4 protein-coding genes are annotated in these 4358 nt (G+C 37.0%); 1 reads left to right on the top strand and 3 read right to left on the bottom strand.

The annotated features are described in order from the left end of the window. Positions 1–118: 118 nt before the first annotated feature. Positions 119–1471, bottom strand: coding sequence for a TrkH family potassium uptake protein (locus SB775_RS27180; protein WP_410864246.1), 1353 nt, complete (start codon positions 1469–1471; stop codon positions 119–121). A gap of 232 nt (positions 1472–1703) precedes the next feature. On the opposite strand from SB775_RS27180, the gene SB775_RS27175 reads away from it, so the two are divergent. Beyond that, the gene (locus SB775_RS27175) at positions 1704–1901 is read left to right on the top strand and encodes an alpha/beta-type small acid-soluble spore protein (protein ID WP_061462216.1); all 198 of its coding nucleotides are present in this window, start codon (positions 1704–1706) and stop codon (positions 1899–1901) included. Between the two features lie 55 nt (positions 1902–1956). Here the strand turns inward: SB775_RS27175 and SB775_RS27170 are convergent, their stop codons facing one another. Together SB775_RS27170 and sigI are read right to left on the bottom strand one after the other, a co-directional pair. Next, positions 1957–3201 carry an anti-sigma factor domain-containing protein gene (locus SB775_RS27170; protein ID WP_410864244.1) on the bottom strand — a complete coding sequence of 415 codons (1245 nt, stop codon included), beginning with the start codon at positions 3199–3201 and terminating at the stop codon, positions 1957–1959. Beyond that, positions 3198–3941, bottom strand: a complete 744-nt coding sequence (gene sigI / locus SB775_RS27165) for an RNA polymerase sigma factor SigI (RefSeq protein ID WP_061462214.1) — start codon at positions 3939–3941, stop codon at positions 3198–3200. Before sigI ends, SB775_RS27170 begins: the two co-directional genes overlap by 4 nt. Positions 3942–4358 lie beyond the last annotated feature (417 nt).

Genomic DNA, 4358 nt, shown 5'->3' with positions numbered 1-4358 from the left:
AGGCAAAAAATCAAAGGGAATCTCAAAAAGGGGTTCGGAATTTTTTAATTCCGAACCCCTTTTGTCTACAAACTGAAACTTTTCCTCGATGGAAAGGTCTCTTTTCAACTTAAATCATTTACCCAATGATGACGCGTTCCTTTGGATAATGATAATTTTCCGTAACTTCTTTATGCCCTATGATAAAAAGCAGGGACGTTATCCCGACTCGGCCAATAAACATAATGACCATAATGACAATTTTACCGGTATTACTGAGATCAGGCGTGATTCCCATCGAAAGGCCAACTGAACCGAAAGCCGAACATACCTCAAAAATGATTTGGGTTAAAGTGAAATTCTCGGTAATCGATAAAATGAAGATGGCCAATATGCACAGGAAGGAACCCATGATCATAACTGCTGTCGCTTTTCGGATATCATCTGGATGAATCTCCCGTTTGAACACTTTGATGGATCGCCTTCCCCTCATGAAATTCCATAAGAACAGAATCATGATAGCCAGAGTGGTTGTGCGGATCCCTCCCCCGACTGAGCTTGGGGATGCCCCAATGAACATTAATATGCTCATCAATAAAAGGGTCGGTTCCGAAAAGTCACTCACATTCATTGTTGTTAACCCTCCGCTTCGCGTATTGGAGGACATGAATAACGAGTAGAAGAACGATTCATGCCAGCTCTTACCTTTAAAGAACCCATTCATTTCCAGCAGGTAAATCAGGATCGTCCCCCCAATGATAAGGGAAAAGAAAGTGACTGATGTCAGCTTCGTGAACAAAGAAAAATGAAACTTATAAGTACGGGCATTATTGGACAAAAACTCTTTCAACTCGATCAAGACCGGAAACCCAATGGCTCCAAGGGTAAGCAGGATAATCGTGATGAACTGCACGAAGTAATCCCCTTTAAAAGGAATCATCGATATACCGGTGATATCAAAACCGGCATTGGTAGTGGAACTGACTGCCAAAAATAAGCCATTTAAGAAGGCATCTTTCCAGTTTGGATAATAATTCAAAAAATAAATACCTAAAACTAGGGCTCCAATCATTTCAATAACGAGGAATATCTGAATGATTTGAATCAATAATTTAACAAGGCCCGAAAGATTCGATTGGTTTTGATCGGTCATGATCAATTGCCTTTCCTTCAAACCGATCTTCTTGCCCAATATTAGCCAGAAAAAGGTTCCGAGTGTCATGATGCCAATCCCGCCAAACTGGAGAACGAACATCAGAATGAAATAGCCAGCCTCACTTAACACATCAGGCGTACTGACTACAGTTAATCCTGTAACACTGACAGCACTGATAGCTGTAAATAAGGCATCCATGAATTCCCACTCAACACCAGGTTTTAGGGCAACCGGCAGGCTAAGCAACGCTGTCGAGATGCTGACAGCTAAAAAATAATAACCGACGATAAGCTGAGCTGGTGTTAATTTTGATAATATTTTTTTGATAGCAAACATAAAGAGTTTCCTTTCTTACTCCTTTATAGTTATGTGAATCACATAACCATTAAAAATCTAGTTTACCCTTTTTTCATTCTTTTTTCCATTCTCTTTTAAAACTGTCTTACTTACAACAATAAGGCAGGTTTACCAAAAAGTTTGATTCCGCTACTATAAGTAAAACTCCGCATTCTACTTATACTATCATTACAGCGGCAAAAGCCGTTGAAAAAGTAAAGGGGAGATTCAAATGGCTAACAGCAGTAACAACCTTCTTGTTCCTGGAATTGAACAAGCATTAGAACAAATCAAATATGAAATTGCATCAGAATTTGGTGTACAACTAGGTTCCGATACTTCAGCACGTGCCAATGGTTCAGTTGGCGGAGAAATTACGAAACGACTTGTAGCACAAGCTCAATCTCAACTTAAAGGTCAAGGTCAATAATTACTATCACAATTAAATATCCATGGCTAAGAGTCCAGCTCCGTGCTGGACTCTTTTAATTATTCCCTTGTCCGTTTCCATTATTGCCCTTACCCTTTTTCCACTTATCCCAATCTTGTTTAACCTTTATCACTATTTTATCTTGTTTATCTTTTTTATTTTTACTTTCGAGCTTTATATGATCGCCATTATTCTGTTCTCTTTCTCTTCCCTTTTCATTGACCGATGTATATCTTTTCCCATCAAGCCTTTTATCTTCCTTTTCATTTTTCTGCTTGTCCTTAAATTGGTTGCTGTGATTATTTTGATTGCTGACAGGTTTTCCTTTTGATTCCATACTTTTTTTCTTAAAGTCATTTATCTCATTCCGTTTTCCATTTTTATCTTCACTTTTGGTTTTTCCCTTATTTTGGTCTGATGGTGTTCCTAAGTTTTTCTGTTCATTTGGTTTTGCTTCATTTACCGACTTTTGCTTTAATTCATTTGTTGTATTGTTCTCTTTTTTCTTTTCCTCAACCGATTTTTTTTCTGTACTCAGTGTTTCGCTCTGCTCTTTCGGAATAACAACCTTTTCCTCTACTTTTTTATCCGTTGCTGGTGCTGACTCCCTCGTATTGACTTTTACCTTCTCTTTATCTTCATTTAACTTCTTTTCGACATACTTACCTGTGGATATGCCTTGTTCCCTTGCTTGCTTCCTATCGCTTTTTGTTGCATGAATCACTTTCATATTCGTATTAGAAACATTATTCTGTTCTGATATTTCTTTTATTTCTTTTTTTAAGTTCTTATCCAATTTTTTATCTTTATCCAATATCGTTGTGGAAACGACTATTTGTTTTTTTTCTTTCAGATATCCAAGTTGCTTCGTCGTTTCGACGATTCGGTTTGTAACCGTTTTAATGTCCTTACCTTTCCAATCTTTCAGCTGACCAATCACAAGCTTGCCGTCTTCATTTAAACCGCTAAGTTTGAGAACTTCTAAATGATGGTCAAGCTCCAATTCAATGCTGGGATTCACATCTATTGTCATGTATGCCGATACATGCTCAGAGAAATAGGATGGAAGAAACGAAAAGAGAATCAGGAAAGTGGAGGCAATGCTTAGCACGGCCTTTTTTTTGAAAGATGAATTAAAATTGGGAAAGGCGAAAGTGACCTTTTGTTTAATAGGCGAAAAAGTGATTTCCTCACCTACTTCATATTCCCGTTCCTGCCTTTTGGTTTTTAGAAATTCACCCTCGGGGGTCAATAGGGTTACAAAACGCTTATTAACTGAAAGAATTACTCCTTTTTTCATCCATTGATAGCCCCTTTTATATAATCATTCAAGTACAAAAAATCTCCGTTTATTATGATTGCCACAGCAATGATGTACTTTCTGTTCCGTTCAATCGTTTTTCTGCTTACATCCACTTTTCCTTCAAGCTGCTTTACTGGCAGCCGCTTTTTTGCAAACAGGATTTCTTTCAGTTCGTCATCTTCCATTAACAATTTAGCAATCATAATAGCTCCCTTCCTGGCATCCGCATGTTTTGGAGAGTTTTCGACTAAATCCTCAAATGACAGACCAAAATCCTGTAGATGGCTTATATAAAGGTGAATTTCTTCTTTTCTTCTTTCCGATTCCTTTTGCTTCTCGTATTCATTCATGGAATTTTCATTATCGATATATATATGGCTTTGATCATTATCATCATTCAGAGATAAATCCAAAAGGACTTCTTTCCGTTTCGACTGGCTTCTTAAATAATCTATAACCCTTCGTTTAACGAGGGTTTCGGCAAATGCCAATAAAGAACGGCCTTTTTCCGGGGAATATTTATCGATTGCCTCATTAAAAGCAATCATTCCAATACTAAATTCATCATCTGATTCGTAAATGTAACGTCTGCAGATTGATGAGACGGTTTTTGCAATAAAAGGTTTGAAAGACTCTATAGTATCATTACGAAGGCTTATATCGCCTTGTTGAATTTTCAATACGGTTTCTTCTAAAGAACGCTTTTTTTTGAATGCTGTAAACATCAATCCAAGCATTTGCTCACCTCGCTCCTGTTGAACAAAAATACGCATCAACATACTTATCTTAAGCGGAGCGAGTCTAAAAGACAGTGCTAAAAGAACTATTTTTGCGATATAAATGAAATCACATAATATATCCACATGATAAAATACTTAGTTTCTTCTCGTTTATTACAGTGCAATTACAGTAAAATATCTTTTACAGGATCATTGTACAAATCAATGGGACAATTGTCATTTTTCTAACCGGAATTTAATATTCACATCTTTTAACATATCATTCGCAAACATCCCTGGTCTTGTGTGGGTAGCCTCCATAAATACATTAAGAAGATAAAAAAACAGGCGTAAACTTGGAGGCTGCTGAAAAACTCACGTTTTTCTAACTAGTACGGTAAATCAAATTAAAAAAAGACGATTCTCATTCGGTAC

It is taken from the genome of Peribacillus sp. SIMBA_075, from assembly GCF_046534585.1.
Note: the sequence above shows the minus strand (reverse complement) of the source record. Positions and strands in the feature narration are given on the sequence as shown.